Below are 17,237 nucleotides of genomic sequence, written 5' to 3'. Positions count from 1 at the left end.
TTGATCGAGCTTTACGAGTCCGGATCAACTCGATAGCCTTCGAACAGATCTTGCCTTGATCCGAAAAGAGAGGCCGTACTCTTGGTAGTAGAGTACGGCCAAGTGGGAGGGAGCTTGGTGAACACTCCGCCGGGAACTTAGAGAAACAATCAGCGCCACGGGCGCATTGGTCATTCAGTCAGTGATCGAGTGTCGAGTTTAGAGTGAATAGGGCTGCAGCTCAGCTTTGATCGTCACCCATTGCCATTGAGTGAACTCTTCCCAGTTAGCGATACCGCCGATCGATGTGCCATTGCCCGATGTGCCGGAGCCGCCGAAGGGATTGACCACATCGTCGTTGATCGTCTGATCATTGATGTGTAGCAAACCCGTTCGTAATTGCTCGCCAATTGCCATTGCCCTGCCGATGTTGCGCGAGATGATCACAGCAGAGAGCCCATATTCGGTATCATTCGCCATTTGCCCGGCCTGTACATCCGTCTCAAATGGGACAAGCACCGCGACCGGAGCGAAGAGCTCGTCACGATAGGCCGGATTGGTGGGTGAGATCTCCGCCAGCACGGAGGGCTGAAGAAACAGGCCCTCCGCCTTGCCTCCCGTTAGCAGCCGAGCTCCCTCGGTGACGGAGCGGTCAATCAGGGTTAGTGCATGATTTAGCTGATGCTGATTGATCATCGGACCGAGGGCAACGGAAGGGTCGAGAGGGTTGCCAACTTTCAAAGTCTTCGCATATCTGACGAGCGCATCGCTGAAAGCGTCGAAGATGTTTCTCTGCACGAGAATGCGTCCAGCGCTCATGCAAACTTGTCCTTGATGAAAGAACGCCGAAAAGGCGGCGGCACGAACGGCGGTATCCAGATCTGCGTCGTCTAGGATGATAAGTGAGTTCTTGCCGCCAAGTTCGAGGGACACCTTCTTGAGATGCTGTCCAGCCACCTGTCCGACCATTCGCCCCGCCCTGCTCGACCCGGTAAATTGGATCATCGCCACATTGGGGTCCTTGCACAGAGCCTCACCAGCATCCTCTCGACCGGGCAGCACCTGAAGAACGCCTTTCGGCACACCCGCCAATTCGAAGAGGCGCGCAATAACGAAGCCACCACAAATAGCAGTCCGCAGATCCGGCTTGACTACCACCGCGTTTCCGACGGCCAGGGCCGGCGCAATGGCGCGCTCGGCAAGGTAGAGCGGGAAATTGAAGGGTGATATCACGCCGATCACCCCGAGTGGGCGTCGCCGCACGAAGCTGATGCGCCCTCCCGGGCTTGGAAGCACGTTCCCTTGAGCTTGCGAGGGCATCGCAGCCGCAAGCCGGATTGCTTTGAGCGTACCTGCGAGCTCGATCTCAGCCTTCAAGCGGACCGCGCCGCTCTCTCGCATGATCCAGGTGACGATGTCATCCCTATAACGCTCGCCGACTTCGCACGCCTTTAGAAGTATGTTTTCGCGTGCATCTGGCGCCGTCGCGGCCCACGAGACCTGCGCCTGCCGTGCATTCGCAGAAGCGCTCCCAATGTCGACCGCGCTTGCAAGACCAACCTTACCAATCACCGCACCGGTCGCAGGTTCGACTGCCTCAAAGGCGGATTTGCTAGATGACCATTCGCCCGTGAAGAATTGCCCAGTCAGCACCGAGCCTGCCACGATGTTGTCGCTAACCATTTCTTTCATTCTCCAAAATGTCCCGGGTCAATTGGCGTCGAGCACGCTCGACTGCTTCTCAAGAGCCCTCACCTGAACGGCGGGGGCGGATTGTCCAGGTGCACTTCAGCGCAGCATGATAGGGACAGCCAGCCCATGCCTGATCCTCGGCATGACGTCCGATAAAGTAGGATGGAAACTGTTCATCAAGGACATTGATCCGATTACGCAGCTTCTTCCTGTTTTCCGCCGGCATACTGCTCCTTTGTTCCATGTAGCTGATCCGCGGATCAGGAAGGAGCGTCTTTGCAATCCAGGCCACGCAGCCCAACGATCGCGGTATGAGTACTTGAGCCAAGGGATGCGCCGGCGGAATGCCATGCGCCTTCAGCGTCGAAGGCAGCGCCATTGATCGCAACATCTGGTGACCCAACCACCGCAAGCCTGGCGGAAAATAGCGATAGCTGAACTGATCGAAGAGCGCGTTGACGATCAGATTCCCTCTCTCGGTCACTGATCGCTCCCTGCTTTCGAAATCCCGGCAAAATGCAACGAGACCGTCCCAGTCCTTAGGATACCCGTGTAAAGGTACGCCACCTTCGGCGACGAATAGCTTTGCCATCTCACCCCAAAACTTGTGAGCTGCTATTTTTGCTTCTCGTTGAAGCCCTTCAATCCCATCGCCTTGAATGCCAGATCCATGGCGATCGCCGTGAAGGCAAGCGTGTAGATCTAATCTTCGTGATCAGAAAAATCGCCCGGGTACTGTTTGGCATAATGGGCGTGGAGCTTGTTGATGTTTTCGACGGATTTGATGGTGCGATCGTCCTGAGGACCGTAATACCACCAGGTTGTGTTGTTGATTCCGGTCTGTTCGGCGCGATGAGTGGCTCTATAAAGAAGCTTTCCGCCATCCTCGCGCCAAACGGCCCGAGCGCCCCACTCAGTCACTACGAAGTTGGGAAATGTGAAACAATACGAAAAATTCTGTATGAAATCCGTCAGGCCGTAACAGCTGGATAGCCGCCAAATTTCAGCATAATCGACGTGCGGATCGAGTTGCTCGATCCTCCTGTTGATCCACTTGTAGCCCTTCTTCATGATCGTTACTCCGCCATTCCATGACTTCGCGGCTTGGCGCGGAGCTCGGCTTGTACAAAGAGCCGCATCGCATACGCAGGGAGTCGACCGGCGTTTCCCCAATGCGCGCAACCAGTAGCGCAGACACGAACTTCAAACTGATTTTGCAAAGGCGATTGAGCACCTAGGCGGCGCTCTTGCAAAATGCGGTGCCGCGACAACTCGTGCCGGGGCCCTGCGCAAGCTGCGGGAGGAGCTTGCCGGCGGCTGTGCATCGACTTGAGTGAGAAAAATCGAAAGCGCGCGGAAACAGGCGACCAATCGGGACGTCGCTCGAAATGAGCTACTCGGTCAAGCGAACCAAATGTTGGCTGATCCTTAAGACCAGCACACACAATCCGGACGCTCCGACTTGAGCCTGACGGAGCCTTCGACTGCTCGAACAGGCGGACTAAGCCCATCGGACGGATCCTCCTATATGTCAGTTTTGACTTATAGTAAGAATACATCAGGTTATCGCATATGGCAATCCTTACATATTACCTGCCGGTGGACCAACCTTATGTTTTTCTGTTTCTGCTCAGCAAAGCGGAATTCCCGAATGCGGGGCGGCGAGGTGTGTACCGCGCTCGCCGATTGCCTGATTGAAAGGTATGAACGCGAAGAATTCGCCGTGGCAACCGCCGAGCAGTAGCGGCAAACAAGAAGGTAGGAAGAAGTTACCACGATTGCCCTATCGAACCTTAGTCGGCATCGACGTGATCACGGATGGCGCGATGGCCGCCTAGGCGATGAGACTTCCCTGGCGATGCGGTCACTTTATTCGGCGAAAGGATCGTAGACTTCGCACTTCATGCGAGCTTAGACGGAGGTGCCTCCGTCGATGTTCTTGCGCAGCTCCGAGGAAAGAACGTCCGGACTTGTGTTGAACGTTAATATCTGACTTAACGATGCGACCAGCGAGTGTCGTCGCGAAAACCGAACAACGAAATGGTCAAACATCAGATTAATGCTCACACCTTTGGTCAACTCGAAGAACCGAGACTGACATCCGAGATGTTGTTGTCGATAGCAAAGCTCGCAACCCTGCTCCAATTCGAACCATGCCGTCTCCGGAGCCGGCGGATCATTATCAGCTGAATGCCGCCCTCTCGGCAAAAGCGATCATGGCGACTGCGCCTTATGTGCATGTCGCGGAAAGGGTCGTGATTGTGCCTGACGCAATCACCCTATTCGGCGTAACAGCGGCGAGAGAGCGTCCCCGCGAGAACGTATTGGCGGAGAGGCCTCTTTGAGCCCGGCCCCTATACCTCTTTCGACATCTCTCGCTCGCACCGGTGCCAGGCACCTGGGGAATTTGCCAAAGGGGTTGCGTCGAATTGGATAAAAGCGAATGAGAACTTGGCTGCTCGCAGAAACTAGATCGGCATCTCAACGTCTTTCAGCATTTCGAATCCGCGCGTAGCGTTGGCTCTCGTCAGGCTCCGGCAAGCCAAGAGATCTGCCTACTGGTTTAGCTGCGGCAACGGCTGGATAGCGGATGTGGCTCTCTGTGATGCAGCAATGAAGCAGCAGAGAGCAATGAGATCGACGGCCGCTGCCGCCGACCCGAGACCAAGATAGCCAGTCGTCTGGACCAATGTCCCGCCCAGGAGCGGTCCAATCATGTTGCCGACCAACATGGCTGGGGTCGCAGCAACCGCGCGCCCGGTGAGATCAAGGCGCGCGAGATGCCCGAAGACAAAAGTATGCGTGAACAACATTATGAACGGGAAAACGACCGCTCCGACCGCATACGGCAAGAAACCGCTAGAGCAAGAGATTAGGACAGCTACCGCTCCCTGCAGCAGGGTTCCAGTCATCGCGACCCGCATCGGCGGAAGCCGCTTTTGGAGAAACGCGGCGAGCAGGGTCGGTGTCATAGCCACCAGACCTAACGTGACCAGAACGCTTTGGATCTGGACAGGCGACAGTCCGCGATCGGTGCCCATCGGTTGTAGGAAACTGAATATCATTGCCTGGACGAGCGACATCAGGACGATTCCAGTGATAATGAACCACACAGGGCGTGTGAATCCAGCGGCATCCCTGACGAGGTCTTCGCTGATGGAAGCAGAGGGAAAGAAGAAAGTCGCTATTGCGGCTGCCACGGCCGTAACTGCGGCAAAGACCTCAAAGATGGCTGGTGGACCGAATTTCGTGATGAGAGTCGCCGATGCGCCGAGCAATATTACCGCGAAGACTCCAAGCGTTAACCCCCCCATTGCAAAGACACGATGTGGGTTATCCGTGCGACTCCTGTCGCCAATCCAGCGACGAAGTGGCCAACTGCCAGAATGCTAAATTCGGTGAAGCCGGCCATCACATAGAAGGTCCCGGCACTGATGCCGAAGCCCAGCGTCGGCATCCAGCGCCCCGGAGCGCGATGGAAGAATGGCGATAGTGTAACGCTTGCAAAGACCATGGCTCCTAGAAAGAGGGTCGGAAGCGCCCCCGCTCGCGCCGGTGAAAACGCATATTCCGAGATCAGAACACCGACCCAAATCGGAAGTGCGGGCTGGTCTATCATCCCAGCCATGTGCCCTGTCACTAATGAAATCTTTGACCCCAACGAGTTAATCTGCGCCATTTTTTCCTCCCGTATGATAGTCGGCCCTCGTGAATTGCAGCTCCGCACCGATGCAGGCATGATGAAGGCATCCGACAGCTATGGAGAGCCGCGACGCTCGCTCCCCACTGCCATCGAAACTCTTGAGCTGCCGGCGCGCGCCTCACAGAGTGCTTTGCTATCCATCGAGAGCATCATGGATGAGAGCTCTAGACGGGACGATTGCCCGTTGCTTCAACTAGCCATCGCGGCCAATTACCAATGGCATCTGCACAAAGCGCAGCTGCTTGCGAAAATGGCTTCACCGTTGATCAGCAATTGAGGATACCCAGCACCGGTCAGAGCGTTTGGTGCAGAGTTCGGACGTCATTCCGAACAGGTCAGGTGCGTCCACCCCCGAGCGGCAATTCACGGCCTTCCTCCATATGTCATTTATTACTTACTGGCTAGCAGGCATGAACATATATGTCAAATCTGACGTATGGATGCGCGTGGCCGGCAACTATGCAGAACCGCAAAGAGCGCCAGATTTGAAGCTTGGGGCTTTTGTTGTGCCCACGAGAATACGCCGATTGGGACGGCTGATGTCGTCGCATTCGACAACGTCTGGCAGGAGAGCAGACCTGATAAGAAGGTCTACGACATTGCTAGCAGTGGTCTTGTTCTCGACCATACCCATGTTGCGCCGTGCGCTTTCATAAGCACGGTCGGAAACGCACGTCCGAGCCACGTCGACTGTAGCTGGGCCGAGTTCGACGCGTCACCGGCATTCTGAGACGAGACCAATGTGCCACGCTCCTGATCAATTCAGTGGCGCTGCGCTTTCGATAGCCGTGGACGCTACGGGAGAGACATTCAGGACGATGATGTGGCGAGCTTTTTTAACGTCGTTCTGGTGCTCGGTCTCGCGATCGATTGTTTGATTCTCCTAAGGACCATCACTCGGTAGCTCGACAGCTACGGCGGTGACATCATTTCACGACGCTCGTGGATTGTGAAAGCGCGGTGAACGTCGTGCGACGCTGCCGGCAATCGCCGATCGTCGTGCACCGGATCGCCAAGCCCGAAGAGCTCTACGGTCGGATCCGGTGCAGGGAAAGGCATCACGAACTCCCGGTACAAACCGGCGCGGAGCGTGGCGGTTACCAAGCAGGACGCCAAAGGCCTTGTGGCATCGCGCTCGGGCTTCCCTATGGTGAGCTGGCCCTGGCGAGCCTGCTGGGCTCCTCCTGGCGCGAAGAAGAGTCCTTTAGTGGGGCTTCTACACGGAACCAGGCGATGTAAAGCGCCGGCAAGAAAAAGAGAGTCAGGAAGGTCGCAGCCATGATGCCACCGATCATCGATAGCGCCATAGGACCCCAGAAGACCTGCGGCGCGATCGGAAGCATGCCGAGGCTTGCTGCGGCGGCCGTCAGCAGGATTGGCCGCATGCGATGCTGTGTTGCCAGCACGACTGCCGACCATTGATCGTGACCCTCGTCAAGCATTTCGTCGATCTGCGCCATCAAGATAATCGAATTGCGAATGATGATCCCGATAAGGGCTAACGTACCGAGAATCGCGACAAAACCCATCGGTTTTCCGGATACGAGGAGAGCGAACACAACGCCGATCAAGCCGAGGGGAGCCACGCTTACGACAAGGAACAGCTTCGCAAAGCTTTGCAGCTGGACCATAATGAAGAACGCCATCGCAAGCAGCATCACAGGCACGACCGCAACGATTGGACCCTGACCCTTTGAGCTCTCCTCGACGGCGCCTCCGGTTGCGATCTTCATCGACGCCGGCAGGTTCGCGGCGAAGGTCTCGATAGCCGGCGCAAGCTGTTGGACGACAGTTGCCGGTTGCGTGCCATCGTGGATGGTGCCTCGAATCGTGATTGTTGGGACACGGTCGCGTCGCCAAATAATGGGCTGCTCCAGGTCATAGCGAAGTGTTGCGAACGAGAGCAACGGGACCACCTGTCCATTGCCAGTCGGGATCTGCAACGACTGCAGCGTTTCGATTCGGCTGCGTTCGTCGTTTGCGGCGCGCCCAACGATGTTGACCTGATAAATGCTATCGCGCATCTGTGTAATGGACGTCCCGCCGACAAGGCCGTTCAGTATCGAGGCAACATCGACGGAGTCGAGCCCGAGCTGCCTCGCCTTGTCTTGCGCTATTTCGACTTGAACGACCTTGCCTGGCTCGTTCCAATCAAATGTCGGAGGGTCAAGATGCGGGTTGTCGCTCATGATTTTGGCGATCTCCAGTGCCTTGGCGCGCAATTGCTGGATGTCCGGCCCGCTGAGGCGGTATTGCAGCGGACGTCCAACCGGAGGTCCAAGGTCGAGCGGGTGGATGAAGACGTCGATCCCGATGAATTGATCGGCCGCGGTCTTTCGCAATCTGCTTTCGATCCGATTGCGAGCTTCAAGTGACTTGGCTACGACGACCACCTGGCCGAAATAGTTAAAGGCCATCTGCTGGTCGAGTGGCAGATAGAAGCGGATCGCACCTTGCCCAACATAAGAGCTCCAGCTTTCGACGTCAGGATCGGAGGCCAGCCCTTTTTCGAACTGGTCGATCTGCTTCTTGGTCTCAAGGATCGTGCTGCCCTGCGGAAGCGTCAAGTCGACGAGCAGCTCGGACCGGTCTGACGACGGGAAGAACTGCTGCTGCACAAATCCCATACCGACGATTGCCACCGCGAGCAGACCGAGGCTTCCGCCGATTGTGACCCAGCGGAAGCGCATCGCGGCCTCCAGTAGAACGACAAAGTAGCGGGATAGCCGGCCGACACCGATATGGTCGTGATGTTTCATGGTTTTTGGAAGGACCATGACGCCGATCAGTGGAGCGAACAGAACGGCTACCACCCAGCTGGTTAGTAGCGATGCTGCGATTACGAGGAACAGAGTGTAGGTGTATTCGCCAGCCGATGAGCCGTTGAACCCAATCGGGATAAAGCCTGCGACAGTTACCAGGGTTCCGGTTAGCATCGGAAATGCGGTCGAGGTGTAAGCAAAGGTCACTGCGTTATAGAGATTGTCCCCGCGCTCAAGGCGGTGCACCATCATCTCGACTGTTATCATTGCATCATCGACGAGCAGTCCAAGCGCGATGATCAGCGCACCTAGGGAAATGCGCTGCAGCGTTACTCCAAAATACTGCATGATGACGAACACGACCGCCAGCACGAGCGGAATTGAGAACGAGACCACCAGCCCTGCCCTCACTCCAAGACTGATCAGGCTTACCACCAACACGATGGCTATGGCCTCAACGAGCGCTTCGGTGAAGCCGCCGACTGCCTGCTCAACTATCTTCGGCTGATCGGAAACCAGGTGGAGTTCGACGCCTACCGGAAGCGTGGCCAAGATGTCGCGCATCTTTGCTCTCAGCGCCTCACCAAATTGAAGCACATTGCTAGAGGCCATCATCGCGATGCCGAGCCCGATCGCAGGCTTTCCATCGACACGAAATAGCGGATCGGGTGGATCGCGATATCCACGGGTGATGGTCGCGACGTCGCTAAGCGGAAGGAAGCGGTTGTCGATGCGCAGGTTGGTGCTTCGAAGGGCCTCTTCCGAAGCGAATTGACCGCTTACGCGCAGCGAAACTTGTTCTGGGCCCGCTTGTACGACGCCTGACGGCTGCACTGTGTTTTGATTTTGCAGTGTCTTGATGAGCGACTGCATATTAAGACCGAGTGCCGCCAGCTTGCGCGTGGAGATGTCGAGATAGATGACCTCATCTTGTGCTCCGATCACCGTGATCTTGCCGATGCTTGGCACGGTGAGAAGTTCCGAGCGCACCCGCTCGACATAGTCGCGCAATTGCCGTGGGCTGAGTCCGTCGGACGTAAACGCGTAGATGTTGCCGAAGACATCGCCAAATTCGTCGTTGAAGGAGGCTGCGCCTACGCCTGAAGGCAGGGTGTACTGGATGTCCTGAACATGTTTGCGGACCTCATAGAATAGCCACGGCACGTCCTTTGGCTTGGTGGTGTCCTTCAGATTGACCAAAATCGTGGTCTGACCGGGCGTCGTGTAGCTCTTGACGTAGTCGACCGCGCCGATCTGTTTCACCTCCTTTTCAATCCGGTCGGTCACTTGATTGAGCATGTCGTCAACCGTCGCGCCGGGCCATTGTTGCTGGATCACCATAGTCTTGATGGTGAACGGAGGATCTTCCTCGCGACCGAGGCTGCGGTAGGCGAGCAGGCCCGCTATCGCGGACGCTATCATCAGGAACCAAACGAACGAGCGATGCTTTAGGGCCCATTCAGATAGATTGAAGGAGGTCACGACTGATTCTCTTGCAAAAGTTTGACGAGTTGTCCTTCGGAGAGGGAATGCACGCCGGCAGTGATGACGCGATCGCCAATCGACAAGCCGGATGTAACTGCCACGCGGTCTCCCCTGTGGGCGCCGAGCATCACAGGACGTGCTAGAGCCCTCTTGTTTGCTCCCACGATCCAGACGGCGTCCTGACCTTCGATTTTCAAAAGAGCACTAACCGGAATCTCCATTTGGCCCTCCTGTGCAGCCGCGAGGCGGATCGTGGTTCCCAGCCGAAACGCTTCAGGTGGATCTTCGATGGTGAACCGAATGCGCCGAGTTCTGGTCGAGGAGTCCGACTGCGGCGCGATCTCACGGACGACCGCCTTGGCTGCGATGCTATCCTGGACGAGGAGCGATGCCCGAGAGGATGAACCTTCGATGAATTGGCCAATTCGGTCGTCCGGTATGTCGAACACACCGTCGCGAAAAGTTGGGCGAGCGATGGTGACAACCGTCTGGCCTACCGAGACGACCTGGCCGATTTCCGTGGACCAGGAGACGACGACACCGTCATAGCTGCTGTTTAGGGTCGTGTAGCCGAGTTGTTCGGTCGCCTTCTGCAGACTCGCCTCAGCTTGCGTGGCGCGTGATTGGGCGCTCTGCTGGGCTGCTGTTGCCGCATCGAGGTCCGCCTGTGTCCCGCTGCCCGTGCTGAACAGTTTGTGCTTTCGTTCCAGAGTGGCCTCGGCATTGGCAAGGACCGCTCGAGCGTTGGCCAGATCGGCCTGGCTTGAGACGATCGCGAGCTGCGCGACGGTCGAATCAAGGGACCCGAGTCTTTGCCCCTTGGCAACGAGATCTCCCACATTGACGTCGCGCGAGCTCATTCGCCCCATTGTTTGAAAGCCAAGCTCGGCCTGGTACCGAGGCTGCACCGTTCCGGTGAAGGTGTCGATCCTCTACGAGGCCGGTTGCACAACCATGGTGAGCACGGGACGAATGACGGGCGATTCGAGGCTCTTCTCCTCGCACCCGGAAAGCGCCGCGGCGCAGGCGAAAAGTAGCAGCCGCAAGACCGTGGGTGCGGGCGACGTCATGGCTCGGCTCCGTAGGCGACCGCGACAACCTTCCCTGGATACAGCAGTTGTACGCTGGAAGTTACGACACGCTCGCCTTCTTCCAATCCGGCGGCCAACGCGACCGCTCCAGTGAGATATTCCTGCACGACGACCCCGCGAAGCCGGGCCTTGTTCTCGCTATCCAATATCCAGACTGCGGGCTTACCGTTGGCTGCAAACAGCGCGCTCGATGGAATGACAAAGGCAGGCGATAACTCCCAACGGGCTCTACCGACGACGGCCGAACCGAGTGTCAAATCGGCCGGCGCTCGTTCGACCGCGACCTTGAGCGTAACGGTGCCGGTGGCCTGATCCAAAATCGGCGAGATCTCGCGCACAGAGCCGGCAACAGTTACATTCGGCATCGATTGCGAGGTGATGTCGACAGTCCTGTCGTTTGGCGGATTGGTGACAAGAATCTCGGGAACTTGGAATACCGCATCCCGCGGGCCATCCTCGGCAAGGGCGAAAGCCGTCTGTCCGGCCTGCACAACCTGGCCGACTTCGATACTACGTGAGACAATGATGCCGTCCCGTCCTGCCTTCAATTCCGTGTAGGTTAGCCGCTCGCGTGCCGTATTCAGGGCAGCTTGTGCGCTGTTGACCTGCGCCTCATCTGTTCGAAGCGTGGCTAACGCCTGATCGAATCGCTCACGTGTGGTAGAGCCACTGCTAAGCAGAGACTGTTGTCGCTCGAAATTTCGTTGGGCTTCCAGCAACTGCGCATTCGCAGCATTCAGCGCTGCTTCAGCACTGGTAACATCGGTCTGCTGCTCGGTCCGTTCAAGATGCGCGAGAGTTTGACCTGCTTTGACATACTGCCCAACCTCGACGTCGCGACGGACAACTCGTCCACTGGTCTGAAATGCAATGTTCGAAAGGATGCGAGCCTGGATCGTCCCAGTGAGGGGAAGGTCTGGCGTGATGTGTTGCCGGCGGGCGGTGGCGACGGTCACGCGCAACAGCGCCGAAGACTTGTCACCCGCTCGCGCCATCGAGTTCGGGAACGCTGTAAGCACGGTCGCGACGAGCGCGAGCGACGTGCGGAATTGCGCCCTGTTGGCCAGCCGCGGCATTAGGTCCCCTTCTTCGCTGGGCATTTGCAACATGCTGATTTAACTCAAAGTTTCAAGTTGTCTGAGCGCCCCGCCAAAGAACTCCAAGGCGTAATATTCAACAGGCGTTGAATATTTAGTTGCATCGTTCTAAACGTCAAGAGGTCGGAATGGTCGATGGAGGAGGAGGGATGTCTCGAAAAGCCGTGAGAACGCGCGGTCGACCACGGAAGGGCTCAGAACTAGAGGCCGACAACCTTCTCGATGCAGCGCTCGACGCATTTGCCGAGCACGGTTTCGAAAAGGCAAACCTCCGCTCAATCGCTGCTGCCGCGAAAGTTGATGTCGCCCTGATCTCTTACCACTACGGATCAAAACTCGAACTATGGAAGGCCGTAATCGAGTCGTTTTCGGGGGAGGCGATGGCTCTGCTCGCATCCGTGCGATCGGATGGGGCAGAAGTGTCTTCGAGGGAGCGCCTAGAGCTTACGATTGAACAATTGATCAATGTGGGCCAGCGTAAGCCGCAATTTGCGCGATTTGTCATCAACGAGGTTGCCGGGATCGACCAGAGCGAGCGATTTGAGTTCTTTCACAATGCCCTAACTAAGCCACTCCGAGAAACCTTGGTACCCTTGATCGCAGCAGTCAATCGGAGTGGCAACAGCCGGAAAGTCGATCCGAACTTGCGATTCTTTGCCGCCCTCGGCGCGATGTCGATGTCCATGGCTAACCGGCAATTCATCGCGCGATTTGCGCCGGTTGCTAAAGACGACAAGCAATTCCGCAAGGAGCTGATCGCCGTCATTAGCGCAGTGATGTGTCCCGAAAACGCCTAGCAGGCTGCTGAATTAGTAGCCGATCGACGGGCGAAAAAGAGAATGTCGTCGCCGCCTGAGTTTACCAAAAGGAAGTAGGAGGCTGCCCAGCCACGTCGTGATCGCAACGTTTCCACGACACGGCTCACAGCTGCACCGCCAGCAAAGTTTGTGAGGCGGCGGTCGTGACTAGTGTGGGTGCTGACCTGTCACTCAATTGTTATCCAGCGGACGATCAGAGTCTGCGGGGTTTCCGCAACGAACTCGAGGCAAACATATTGAGTGCTATCCCGACATGACTATCGACGGTGTGTCCAGGTGACCTTGTGGTGAGTGCCCGTTCAAGACGAGCAATGAGACGTTCAGCCCGGAGAGTTCCGGCGAGGACAGGTGATCCGTGTTAGGCCCGTTAGGCTGCGCGGATCGCTTCCAGGAATGTGGCGACCTCGGTCTCTAGCCGGTTGCTTTCGCCGGACAGTGACTTCGCGGCGGCGAGCACGTTGAATGACGCCGTTTCGGTCTCGCTGGCGCCCCTCTGTACATCAACGATGCTGGCCGAAACCTGTCGGGTACCATGCGCCGCCTGCTGCACGTTGCGGGAGATTTCGCGCGTTGCCGCGCCCTGCTCCTCAACCGCCGCCGCGATCGTGGAGGCGATTTCTGACATGCGGCCGATGGTGTCTCCGATCGACTTGATCGCGCCGACCGAGTCCTGGGTTGCGCTCTGAATGCCTGTTATCTGCTGACCGATTTCGTCGGTTGCTTTGGCCGTCTGCTCGGCCAGAGCCTTGACCTCCGACGCCACCACCGCGAACCCGCGGCCGGCCTCCCCGGCGCGTGCCGCTTCTATAGTGGCGTTGAGGGCCAATAGGTTGGTTTGGCTTGCGATCTGGCTAATGAGTTCGACTACGTCGCCGATCCGACGGGCCGCCTTGGCGAGTTCGGCGACATGCTCGTTGGTCCGTCCCGCCTGCAGCACCGCTTCGCCAGCAATGCGGGCTGAATCTTGCACTTGGCGACCAATCTCGTCGACGGACGACGACATCTCCTCGGCGGCCGCCGCCACGGTCTGCACGTTGGTCGAAGCTTGTTCGGAGGAGCCAGCCACGGCAGCCGTGATCTGTTTGGATTGCTCGGCCGTGCTAGTCAGCATACCGGCCGACGCTTCCAACGCCGCGGAGGCGGACGAAACGGTCCTGATCACATCGCCGATCATGGCCTCGAATTCGCGCGCAATCTGGTCCAAGCGTTGGCCGCGTTTGAGTTTGCCCTCGGCTTCGCTGGCGGCCGCGGCGTCGGCAGCCTTTTGGGCGACTAGCTTGTCTTTGAAATGCTGTAGCGAGCCGGCAACTTGGCCGACTTCATCATTCCGGCCGGTCGATGGGATCTCGACGTCATGGTTTCCGGCCGCAAGAGTGCCGATCACCTCCGCAAGCTGGCCTAGCGGCGTCACCACGCGTCGGCGCAGCATTATGGTCACGCCAGCGAGCGTACCGAGCAGGGCCAGCACTGCAACTCCTGCAAGCACCAGCATCCCCAGCGCGCCGTCACGGACCGCCGAGGCGCGCTCGGCAGCTTCGGCCAAGGCGGCATCGCGGACGCCGAAGAACATCTGGATAGCGGGCACAATGACCTTGGCCATGTCGGAGGGACTGAGACTGTATTTGCCGTCGCCTCTGGCCGCCGGCATTTCCTTCTCGACGACCGGAATCGCCTTTCCGAAATAGGCTTCGACGGCCGCTTTCATGGCCGTGGCAAGGCGGGGCGGATTGCCGAGCTGGTCGATCGTGCCCTCGATGCGTTCTCGGTCGGCATCTAAGCGGCCCTGCATACGATCCATCAGCGCAAATTCAGCGGGAGTGAGCGGACGCGAGGCGCTCAAGGCCGGCGACAGTGGCGAGGCGTGGCTGCCGGCGGTCACCCGCAAATCCTGCGCGGTTCGCGCCAGGCTCAGCAGCGTTGCAAGTGAAGAATCGGCGCTGACCACCTGCCCCTCCAGCCGATTCAGGATCGGCTCGATCGCGCCGATCATCTCGGCAACAGTGGGAAGGAGTTCTTTGACCACCGCACTATCGCGCGATCCGAGGGATACGCGCACGGCCCGATCGGCCGCCGCATGAACATCCTTGAAACGGCGCCCGGTACGGTCCAGGCTTTGGATCATCGGTTCGCCACCATCAAGGGCCAGCAAACTGTTGCGGGCCAGGTCGAAGGCCGCATCGGCGGCGCTCGACGCCTTGCCCATCGCTTCGATCTGGGTCGGCGTGGCGGGCGTTTCCTGAAAGATCGTGATGTAGGGTGTACGAAGGCCCGCCAGGTGTTGACTGACCATCAGCACCGCGCCGAAAGCCTCGACCATTTTGATGGATTCGGAGCGACTAACGAAGATGCGCGTCTGCGGAAGCAGAACCTCGGCGCCGAGAATAACCGCAAACGTGGTCACCGTCAGCATCGACAGCGCAAAGAGCTTTCCGATTCGCATGCGTACCCCACATTTCGCATAAGTTTCCGAGAACCTATCGCGCTCTCGCTAATTCATCATTAAGTCCGGGACGCATCTTGGTGGCGGTATGCCTATGTATAGAATTGTCGTGTCGTCGATTGCGCCGCATCTCCTTGCCATCGACAGGAAATGGAAGGCGGCGAATCACGGCGTCTCGGGTGTGCGGTGATGCATCCCTCGCTACGGCTTTAACACCAGCTTGCCCATAACTTCCCGGCCATCAAGCATTCGATGCGCTTGCACAGCCTCCCTAAGCGGCAATCGCACCGTCACGGACGGATTGATGGCTCTTGCTTCCACGAGTTTGAAGACCTCTGACGCAATCCGTACGCGCTCTTGAGGAAATGGATCGTAGACGTGAACGCTATAAGCACGCACTGAGATGCTGCGGTCCATGTTCTTGCGCAAGTCCGCGAATAGGTCGGACGATGGAAGTCCCGACAGCGCATTGAACGTGACGATCTGTCCCAAGGGAGCAACGAGCTTGATGTTGTCGCGGAAATCCGGACCGACCAATTGGTCGAACATCAAGTCGACGCCCGTACCTTTGGTGATATCCAAGATCCGGGCACCAACCGCTTCAGAGCTGCTGTCGATCGCATAGCTTGCACCCCGCTCCAAGGCGAACGCTGCCTTGTTCGGGGCCCGGCAGACAGCTATCAGCTGTATCCCAGCAGCGCGGCAAAGATCGATCATGGCGCAGCCGACGCCGCCAGTAGCTCCGTTGATGGAGGCGACCTTTACCCGGCGCAGATCTGCAGCGTCATTCAACATGCCCCATGCGACCTGATAGTCGGGAATTGCGACCGCGCCCTCAATGTCTATGCCTTCAGGCAGCTTCGTGATCTCGTGGACATCGCAGGCGACATATTCGGCGTAACATCGGCGAGAAAACTTCCATGCGAGAACGGGCTGGCCCGGGGAGAAGCCTTCAACACCATCTCCCACCCGCTCAACATAGCCGGTTACACTGATCCCCGGCACCTCCGGATACTCCACGGGCCACGGGTAGCGTCCAGTCCTGACCAGCGCATCGTATTTCCCGACCCCGATGGTGTCGGTCCGAATGAGGACTTGCCCAGCCGCCGGTGTGGGAATTGGCAGATCGATGTATTTGAGGACCTCGGGTCCTCCCGGCTTTTCGACTTGAACAGCTTTCATCATGGCTGCGGGCATGAACACCTCCGTGCGCTGAATTGGTAAGGTCGTATTGGCGCGCTTAACCGCGGGCCGTTGTTGAAAGCAGATTGTTGGGTCCGCCTATCGGGAAGGTTTTAAGCGGCCGCTTTCGGGCGAGCTTTCACGTCGGTTCGTCGATCACCGCGTTTTCCAAAATTCCGACGCCTGAGATCTCCACCTCGACCCGGTCGCCAGCGCGCAGCCAACGCGGCGGAACGCGACGCGACCCAACTCCTGCTGGAGTACCGGTCGCGATGATATCGCCTGGCAGGAGCCTGAGAACACTGGACAGATAGCTTATAAGCCGCGGTAACCCATAGATCAGCTGGCTCGTCGATGCCTGTTGAACCACCTCGCCGTTTAAGCGCGTGGAAAGCGCGAGGCGGTCCGGATGCGGGACGTCAGTCGCCGCCACGATCCAGGGTCCTATGGATCCGCTCGAATCGAAATTCTTGCCCGTCATGCCAGTGGCAGAGTGTTTTTGGTAATCTCGGACACTGCCCTCGTTTAGACAGGTGTACCCGCCGACGTAGTCGAGCGCCCTTCCCTCCTCCACTCTGTGGCACGTCCGGCCGATGATGAGAGCAAGCTCCCCCTCGTAATCGAGGCGCTCAGACACTTTAGGCCGAAGCAGCAGCTGGCGATTCCCAACGAAGCTCTCGTGCGTTCGCTGGAAAAAAGTCGGGTAAGCAGGCGCCTCGTTTCCGGTCTCGTCTACGTGAGCTTTATAGTTGAAGCCAACGCAGAACACCCTGGCCCTAGCAGACAGGGGAGGAAGAAACTCAACGTCACCAATCTTCAGGTCAGGCTCGCGTGTCATAAGCTTTTCTGCGCGAGCCCAGCCTTCCGCAGCCACTACTTCATCGATATCAGATAGGCCTTTATCAAACGGCGACAGGGAGATGATGCCGTCGCCCTTCACAAGGCCGATGCTGACCGAGCCATTCCGAGCAAATCGAGCTACTTTCAT

At 57.9% G+C, this 17,237-nt stretch carries 13 protein-coding genes; 2 read left to right on the top strand and 11 right to left on the bottom strand.

What is annotated here, in order from left to right; genetic code table 11:
- Positions 1-198: 198 nt before the first annotated feature.
- The 5 genes from XH91_RS36955 to XH91_RS36935 form a co-directional block, all read right to left on the bottom strand.
- A complete protein-coding gene (locus XH91_RS36955) occupies positions 199-1,671 on the bottom strand; it encodes a benzaldehyde dehydrogenase (RefSeq protein WP_232995548.1) in 1,473 nt (490 codons plus the stop codon).
- Positions 1,672-1,720: 49 nt separating this feature from the next.
- Entirely contained in the window at positions 1,721-2,155 is a 435-nt protein-coding gene (locus XH91_RS36950; protein WP_128955137.1) for a hypothetical protein, read from the bottom strand.
- A 218-nt stretch (positions 2,156-2,373) separates the two neighbouring features.
- Positions 2,374-2,742 (bottom strand): hypothetical protein, encoded by a 369-nt coding sequence (locus tag XH91_RS36945; protein ID WP_128930015.1) that lies wholly within the window; start codon positions 2,740-2,742, stop codon positions 2,374-2,376.
- Positions 2,743-4,226: 1,484 nt separating this feature from the next.
- Positions 4,227-4,949: an MFS transporter gene (locus XH91_RS36940; protein ID WP_128930014.1), complete on the bottom strand. Its 723-nt coding sequence runs from the start codon at positions 4,947-4,949 to the stop codon at positions 4,227-4,229.
- A gap of 23 nt (positions 4,950-4,972) precedes the next feature.
- Positions 4,973-5,350: a hypothetical protein gene (locus XH91_RS36935; protein WP_128930013.1), complete on the bottom strand. Its 378-nt coding sequence runs from the start codon at positions 5,348-5,350 to the stop codon at positions 4,973-4,975.
- Between the two features lie 58 nt (positions 5,351-5,408).
- Here XH91_RS36935 and XH91_RS36930 point away from each other — a divergent pair, with 58 nt between their 5' ends.
- On the top strand, positions 5,409-5,651 hold the full coding sequence (locus XH91_RS36930) for a hypothetical protein (RefSeq protein ID WP_128930012.1): 243 nt from the start codon (positions 5,409-5,411) through the stop codon (positions 5,649-5,651).
- Positions 5,652-6,519: 868 nt separating this feature from the next.
- Here the strand turns inward: XH91_RS36930 and XH91_RS36925 are convergent.
- The 3 genes from XH91_RS36925 to XH91_RS36915 all read right to left on the bottom strand — a co-directional run bounded on the left by XH91_RS36925 (position 6,520) and on the right by XH91_RS36915 (position 11,788).
- Complete coding sequence (locus tag XH91_RS36925) at positions 6,520-9,618, bottom strand: efflux RND transporter permease subunit (protein WP_128930011.1); 3,099 nt, start codon at positions 9,616-9,618, stop codon at positions 6,520-6,522.
- Positions 9,615-10,550: an efflux RND transporter periplasmic adaptor subunit gene (locus tag XH91_RS36920; RefSeq protein ID WP_128930010.1), complete on the bottom strand. Its 936-nt coding sequence runs from the start codon at positions 10,548-10,550 to the stop codon at positions 9,615-9,617. The genes XH91_RS36925 and XH91_RS36920 overlap by 4 nt, the downstream gene beginning before the upstream one ends.
- Before the next feature lie 137 nt (positions 10,551-10,687).
- A complete protein-coding gene (locus XH91_RS36915) occupies positions 10,688-11,788 on the bottom strand; it encodes an efflux RND transporter periplasmic adaptor subunit (protein ID WP_164935433.1) in 1,101 nt (366 codons plus the stop codon).
- A gap of 149 nt (positions 11,789-11,937) precedes the next feature.
- Between XH91_RS36915 and XH91_RS36910 the strand changes: the two genes are divergently transcribed.
- The gene (locus XH91_RS36910; RefSeq protein WP_128930008.1) at positions 11,938-12,606 is read left to right on the top strand and encodes a TetR/AcrR family transcriptional regulator; all 669 of its coding nucleotides are present in this window, start codon (positions 11,938-11,940) and stop codon (positions 12,604-12,606) included.
- 388 nt (positions 12,607-12,994) lie between these two features.
- Here the strand turns inward: XH91_RS36910 and XH91_RS36905 are convergent, their stop codons facing one another.
- From XH91_RS36905 to XH91_RS36895, 3 genes are all read right to left on the bottom strand, one after another.
- The gene (locus XH91_RS36905; RefSeq protein ID WP_128930007.1) at positions 12,995-15,067 is read right to left on the bottom strand and encodes a methyl-accepting chemotaxis protein; all 2,073 of its coding nucleotides are present in this window, start codon (positions 15,065-15,067) and stop codon (positions 12,995-12,997) included.
- 201 nt (positions 15,068-15,268) lie between these two features.
- A complete protein-coding gene (locus XH91_RS36900) occupies positions 15,269-16,264 on the bottom strand; it encodes a quinone oxidoreductase family protein (RefSeq protein ID WP_128930006.1) in 996 nt (331 codons plus the stop codon).
- A gap of 124 nt (positions 16,265-16,388) precedes the next feature.
- Positions 16,389-17,237, bottom strand: a complete 849-nt coding sequence (locus tag XH91_RS36895) for a fumarylacetoacetate hydrolase family protein (protein ID WP_128955136.1) — start codon at positions 17,235-17,237, stop codon at positions 16,389-16,391.

Source organism: Bradyrhizobium guangzhouense (assembly GCF_004114955.1).
In the GTDB taxonomy this organism is placed as follows: Bacteria; Pseudomonadota; Alphaproteobacteria; order Rhizobiales; family Xanthobacteraceae; genus Bradyrhizobium; species Bradyrhizobium guangzhouense.
The sequence above is the reverse complement of the archived record's forward strand: the minus strand, read 5'-3'. Positions and strand labels throughout refer to the sequence as shown.